Source organism: Streptomyces sp. NPDC048415 (assembly GCF_040651675.1).
GTDB lineage: Bacteria > Actinomycetota > Actinomycetes > Streptomycetales > Streptomycetaceae > Streptomyces.
On record NZ_JBEZKJ010000156.1, the window covers coordinates 1 to 5,435 of the forward strand.

The window sequence follows — 5,435 nt, forward strand, 5'->3', positions numbered from 1 at the left end:
CGTCCGTGAGCTCGTGTCGCCGCACCATACGGGCGTCCTGCCCGGCAAACCACGAGATCCACCCAGCCCACCAAGAGCCATCAGAAATGGCCTAGTAGTGCCTCGGGATGGTGAAACGGCGTCGGGGCGAGTTGCCGGAGTTCGTTGCAGATGTGGTGGCTTCTCTGGCGCGGCAGGATCAGCGGCGGTGGGTGAGTGTCATCTGCGGGGTCTGCTGCTGGACGGTCGGCGTAAGTCGATCCAGCCGATGCCCGAGCGGTTGCCGGACGGCAACATGCAGGCACTGCCACTGCGGAGCCCTGGGAAAGGGGGCCAACTGCCAGGTCACCGTCAGCGTGCACGCGGCCACCGACACTGCGTCCTGTCTGCGGGAGGGTTCCTGCCCAGGAGTGGGCGCGGATGACAAGCGGTGCCAGGCGGCCAGAGTGCCCGACAATCTCGGACGTGTGTCCAAGACTTGGCTGGCGTTGGACCTGATCGACCGGCTGGCTGCATGGCTGCCGACGGTGCTGGCGATCGTGGCCGACGCCGGCTAAGGCCGCAGCGTCTCATTCCGGCGCGTACTGGCAGGACGCCGCTGGTCATACGTGATGCCCGTCGATCCCAAGGCGACCGTCCGCCCAGCGGCGGCAGAGCCGCAGCAGCCCCGACTACGGCGGGTTGGGGCCGCCGACCCTGCCTGGGGGTTGGACCACTTCGAGGACCGCACCTGGCGCGGCTGGCACCACCACGTCACCGTCGTCACCGTCGCCCAGGCCTTTCTTTCCTCACCCTGCGACGACGGCTTGACCCAACAGCCAACGCCCCGTCTGACCCTCCGCCAGGTCCTGCACGCCCGTCAGGACCTGTGGATGCCCGCGCGTGGAGTCGGGCCAGAAGGGGCGCCGGGGGTCGTGGTGAGCGGGGCGACGTCTTGGCAGCGGTACACCACGTCGTCGTGGGTCTCCGCCGCGGTGCGTCAGGGAGACGCGTGTCACATTCGGCGATGTCACATCTCGCCGAGCTGTCCCGTCGTAGAGGTGTATCCGCCAACAACGGCAAGGAGTCCACCATGGAAGCCCGCTTGAACCTCTTCGCCAGCCCGGTCGCAGCCAAGTTCGCGAAGCACATCGTCGCGGCGGGCAAGGTGATCGAGGACTCGACGCTGCCCGCCGCGACGCAGGAGCTGGTGAAGCTCCGCGCCAGTCAGATCAACGGCTGCGGTTTCTGCACCGACATGCACTCCAAAGACGCCGCGCACGCCGGGGAGACTTCGGTGCGCCTCAACCTGGTCGCGGCCTGGCGAGAGGCCACAGTGTTCACCGACGCCGAGCGCGCAGCCCTGGAGCTGACGGAGCAGGGCACCCGCATCGCTGACGCGGCTGGTGGGGTCACGGACGACGCCTGGGCGAATGCCGCCAAGCACTACGACGAGGAGCAGCTCGCCTCCCTGGTGTCGATCATCGCCGTCATCAACGCCTTCAATCGCCTGAACGTCATCGTCCAGCAGCCCGCCGGCGACTACCAGCCCGGCCAGTTCGGATAACGAGGAGTAGCCGGCCGGGGCCGTCGGTGCCATCTGGCGCCAGTAACAGCACGCGCCCCGGCACGGCTCGCCTAGGCCCGGGGCGTTGTTCTGGTCCGCCCGGCGGTCCGACTGATCCAAAGGCGTCGGCCGGGGCGGTTCCGTGTGGGTCATCGGTTCTTCCGCGTGGGCTTATGGCGGCTCGGTGCCTGCTGCCGCGTTACTTTGCTCCAGACGGCGTCGGGCCGGGAAGCCGGCAGATCCCGACAGTCACCCGGCTGATCGGGATCGCACCGGAAGACACCCAGTGGCACCTGCTCACGCCGTAATTCACCGGTTCGCCTGGGTTCAGTGATGCAGGCACGGGTACAGCAGGAGTTCATGCGGTCGACCTTCATTCCTCGGTCCGAGGCGGACCGCGCACATGGCCCACAGGATGTACGGGAGAGTGCTCGTGTACGACGTCGGTCCGGTCCCCGGCCCCTGGCTCGCGGGCGTCCTCGTGGCGGGCGGCGCGTCAGAAGGCGATCTGTCGGCCGCGCGAGCCCAAATGGGCTTCTCTCTGGCCTGGCACATCATCGTCGCCTGTCTCGGGGTCGGCCTGCCCGCCCTCACCCTGCTCGCCGAGTGGCTGGGCATCCGCACGGGCAGACCCGCCCTGCAGTTGCTGGCCCGGCGCTGGGCGCGGGCCATGGGCGTCCTGTTCGCCGTGGGAGCCGTGTCGGGGACGATCCTCAGCTTCGAGATGGGGCTGCTCTGGCCCGGACTGATGGGAAAGTTCGGGCAGGTCATCGGGCTTCCCTTCGCTCTCGAGGGCATCGCCTTCTTCATCGAGGCGATCTTCCTCGGCATCTACCTGTACGCCTGGGACCGGCTCTCGCCACGTCAGCACCTGCTCACCGGGATTCCCATCGTGATCGCGGGTACCGCCTCGGCGTTCTTCGTGGTCTGCGCGAACGCCTGGATGAACCAGCCGCGCGGATTCACCCTGCGCGACGGCAAGCTCGTACACGTCGACCCGTGGGCGGCCATGTTCAATCCCGCGAGCCCTCCGCAGACGGTGCACATGATCCTCGCCGCGTTCATGGTGGCGTCGTTCCTGACCGCCGCCGTCTACGCGGTCGCCCTGCTCAGGGGGCGCCGCGACGCCTACCACAAGGCGGGCTTCGCCATCCCGTTCACGGTGGGGGCGGTGGTGACCCCCTTCCAGATCGTCGTGGGTGACTGGGCCGCCCGCTTCCTGTCCGACTACCAGCCGACGAAGCTGGCGGCCATCGAGGGCGTCTACCACACCGGCTCCCATGTGCCCCTCACCATCGGCGGAGTCGCCGGAAGCGGCGGACTGAAGTACGGACTGGAGATCCCCGACGGCCTGTCGCTGCTGGTGGGATATCGGGCCGGGACCGTCGTCCAGGGGCTGGACCGCGTACCGCGCAGCCAGTGGCCCGCGGTCACCGGGGTGCACTGGGCGTTCGACATCATGGTCGGCGTCGGGTTCTTCCTCCTCGCCCTCGGCCTGTGGCTGCTGCTGGCCTGGTGGCGCACCCGACGGACCGGCGGCGAACTGCTCGACCGACGTGGCACCCGACTGCTGCTGTTGTTGGTCGCGGTGAGCGGTCCGGCCTCCGTCGTGGCACTCGAAAGCGGCTGGAGCGTCACCGAGCTGGGACGCCAGCCGTGGATCGTGTGGGGCGTGATGAGCGTGCGGGACGCCGTCAATCCGGCGCCCGGACTGATGGCGGGCCTGTGGCTGGTGCTGGTGGTCTACGCCGGCATGACCGTCGCGACGGTGTACGTGCTGCGGCGCCTGGCCAGGAACACGGCCGTGCCGGTGGCTCCCCAGGAGGCGGACGTGAAGAACTATCCCGTCGTTTGATCCGACCGGCGCTCCGACCGGCGCTCCGATCGGGCCGCCGCCGCAGACCGTATAGCCACGTTCGTTGGAGGTCCTGTGCTCGCCGACACCGCCCTCGCCGTCATGTGGATCGGGCTGACCTGCTACGCCCTGTTCGGAGGCGCCGACTTCGGCGCCGGCGTGTGGGACCTCCTTGCGGGCGGCGCCCAGCGGGGGCAGGCCCAGCGGCGGCTCATCGAGCACAGCATCGGGCCGATCTGGGAGGCGAACCACGTCTGGCTGATCTTCGTGATCGTCCTGCTGTGGTCCGCGTTCTCCCCCGTCTTCGCCGCCGTCATGTCCACCCTTTACCTGCCGCTGACGTTCGCGGCGCTGGGCATCATCGCCCGCGGCGCCGCGTTCGCCTTCCGCAAGGCCAGCACCGAGCTGTGGCAACGGCGGCTGTTCGGCGCGTTCTTCGCGGTCTCCTCGGTTCTCACGCCGTTCTTCCTGGGCGCCGTCGCCGGAGGTGTCGCCTCCGGCCGGATTCCCGTCGGCCTTGCCCAGGGCGACGTCGTCACCAGCTGGCTGAACCCCACGTCACTGCTGGGCGGAGTGCTGGCCGTCTTCACCTGCGCCCACCTCGCCGCCGTGTACCTGTGCGCGGACGCGGCCCGGGAGCACGACGCCACGCTCGCCCGAACGTTCGCGCGACGGGCCGTCGCCAGCGGGCTGGCCAGCGGCGCGGTCGCCCTGGTCGGCACGGCCGTGCTGCACGCGGACGCCCCCGACCTCTTCCACGGCCTCACCCACCGCGCTCTGCCGCTCGTCGTCCTCAGCGCGGTCAGCGGGGGCGTGGGACTCGGACTGCTGATCAGGCGGCGCTATGTCGCGGCGCGGACAGCGGCCGCGCTGGCCGTCGCGGCGATCCTGTGGGCGTGGGGTGCGGCGCAGTACCCGGCCATGCTCGTCGGAAGCACGACCGTGGACCAGGCCGCCTCGCAGCCCGCCGTACTGTCCGCCTGCCTCATTGTCCTGGCCGCCGGAGCTGTTGTGCTGGTGCCCGCCTTGTGGCTGTTGTACGCGACCTTCCAACGCGCCGACACGGCGGAGCAGCCGCGCCGGTCGCCCACGTCCGACTGACGCGAAGGTCAAGGAGCAAGAGCAGCGCCCGCACCCGCCATCGGCGCGGCCTGTTGAGGGCTTGGCCGGGGAGGGCGTAGTCCCCCTGTCGCGTACCTTTGCCGGCGGCCACCTGCTCGAGCGCGGCCGCCTTTCCGGCAGCCCCGCCTCCGCGGCGCCGAGCGGAGACACCGCCCAGTTCAAGGGCGTGAACCGGGCCGACACGCGCGACAACTTCGTTGACGAGCCGGTCGTACTGTCCAGCAGCTCGAACTACTTGACGCCGTCGGGGTACTCCACGGCGTGGGCCCGCGACGAGAACCGCTTCTCCAGAATCTCCGGCTGCTCGGCGGGCACGGTCAGTATGTGGATCTTGACGACGCTCATGAACCCACCCTGGCCCAACCTCTCGCCATCACCCGGGCCAACTGGCGTCCCGCGGTACACCATCAGGTGGCTTATGGTCGCCGCACCGTTATTCACGTCAACCGATTTCCTATTCATTCCACTATCCAGCTCTTGGTACTGACCCACCGTCAGGAGCCCTGAACCAAGCCGAGGAGAGTGGAGAAAATGAGGACATCGCCGCGATGGCGATCTGTTCTGGCGTCAGCCGCCGTGGCTGCCGCGCTCGCCGCAGCCCCGTTGGCGAACGCGGGAACCGCCTACGCTCAGAACCACATCACCCCACACCCGCCGTACCCGATGAAGTCCGCCTATCCGGAGCATCCGGCGAAGCCTGCCTATCCGGAGAAGCCCGCCTATCCGGAGTATCCGGAGAAGCCCGTTTACCCGCAGTATCCGGCGAAGCCTGCCTACCCGGAGAGGCCTGCCTATCCGGCGAAGCCTGCCTACCCGACGTATCCGGCGAAGCCTGCCTACCCGGCGAAGCCTGCTTACCCGGAGAAGCCTGCCTACCCGACGTATCCGGCGAAGCCTGCCTACCCGGCGAAGCCTGCTTACCCGGAGAAGCCT

At 69.0% G+C, this 5,435-nt stretch carries 4 protein-coding genes and 2 pseudogenes; 5 read left to right on the top strand and 1 reads right to left on the bottom strand.

Going from position 1 to position 5,435, the window contains the following annotated elements:
• The first annotated feature begins 107 nt into the window (after positions 1 to 107).
• From AB0D27_RS43465 to AB0D27_RS43480, 4 genes are all read left to right on the top strand, one after another.
• Entirely contained in the window at positions 108 to 536 is a 429-nt protein-coding gene (locus AB0D27_RS43465) for a transposase (protein ID WP_362520675.1), read from the top strand.
• Positions 537 to 1,051: 515 nt separating this feature from the next.
• On the top strand, positions 1,052 to 1,525 hold the full coding sequence (locus AB0D27_RS43470) for a carboxymuconolactone decarboxylase family protein (RefSeq protein ID WP_362520695.1): 474 nt from the start codon (positions 1,052 to 1,054) through the stop codon (positions 1,523 to 1,525).
• Positions 1,526 to 1,958: 433 nt separating this feature from the next.
• Positions 1,959 to 3,380, top strand: a complete 1,422-nt coding sequence (locus AB0D27_RS43475) for a cytochrome ubiquinol oxidase subunit I (protein WP_362520678.1) — start codon at positions 1,959 to 1,961, stop codon at positions 3,378 to 3,380.
• A gap of 75 nt (positions 3,381 to 3,455) precedes the next feature.
• Positions 3,456 to 4,481, top strand: coding sequence for a cytochrome d ubiquinol oxidase subunit II (locus AB0D27_RS43480; protein WP_362520681.1), 1,026 nt, complete (start codon positions 3,456 to 3,458; stop codon positions 4,479 to 4,481).
• Positions 4,482 to 4,736: 255 nt separating this feature from the next.
• On the opposite strand, the pseudogene AB0D27_RS43485 reads toward AB0D27_RS43480, so the two are convergent.
• Positions 4,737 to 4,847, bottom strand: a pseudogene (locus tag AB0D27_RS43485) (antibiotic biosynthesis monooxygenase); the annotation flags it as partial.
• 231 nt (positions 4,848 to 5,078) lie between these two features.
• Here AB0D27_RS43485 and AB0D27_RS43490 point away from each other — a divergent pair.
• Positions 5,079 to 5,435, top strand: a pseudogene (locus AB0D27_RS43490) (hypothetical protein); the annotation flags it as partial.